At 69.7% G+C, this 684-nt stretch carries 1 protein-coding gene and 1 pseudogene; both read left to right on the plus strand.

What is annotated here, in order from left to right; translation table 11 throughout:
- A partial coding sequence (locus tag A5701_RS23850) for a phosphomethylpyrimidine synthase ThiC (protein WP_197505054.1) occupies window positions 1-544 on the plus strand: 544 nt, incomplete at its 5' end.
- Between the two features lie 14 nt (window positions 545-558).
- Window positions 559-684, plus strand: a pseudogene (locus A5701_RS28365) (bifunctional hydroxymethylpyrimidine kinase/phosphomethylpyrimidine kinase); the annotation flags it as partial.

The raw sequence follows: 684 nt of genomic DNA on the forward strand, positions 1-684 counted from the left end.
CCTGGGCCCGCTGGCCACCGACATCGCACCGGCCTACGACCACATCACGTCGGCGATCGGCGCGGCGATCATCGCCCAGGCCGGCACCGCGATGCTGTGCTACGTGACACCCAAGGAACACCTCGGGCTGCCGGACCGCAAGGACGTCAAGGACGGGGTGATCGCCTACAAGATCGCCGCCCACTCCGCAGACCTGGCCAAGGGCCATCCGCGGGCCCAGGAGCGCGACGATGCGTTGAGCACCGCACGCTTCGAGTTCCGCTGGAACGACCAGTTCGCGTTGTCGTTGGACCCCGACACCGCACGGGAATTCCACGACGAGACCCTGCCTGCCGAGCCCGCCAAGACGGCGCACTTCTGCTCGATGTGCGGGCCCAAGTTCTGCTCCATGCGGATCACCGCCGACGTTCGGGCCTACGCTGCCGAGCACGGGCTCGACAGCGAGGAGGCGATCGAGGCGGTCATGAACGAGGGCATGGCCGAGAAGTCGCGCGAGTTCGCCGAGCACGGCAACCGGGTGTACCTGCCGATCAGCCAGCAGTGATCCAACCGCTCCCGGTGCTGCCGCTGGCACCCCCGGGCGCCACGCCGCTGCGCGTGCTGTCCATCGCCGGGTCCGACTCGGGGGGCGGCGCCGGCATCCAGGCCGACATGCGCACCATGGCGCTACTCGGCGTGCACGCC

Source organism: Mycobacterium sp. E3305 (genome assembly GCF_001666785.1).
Lineage (GTDB): Bacteria > Actinomycetota > Actinomycetes > Mycobacteriales > Mycobacteriaceae > Mycobacterium.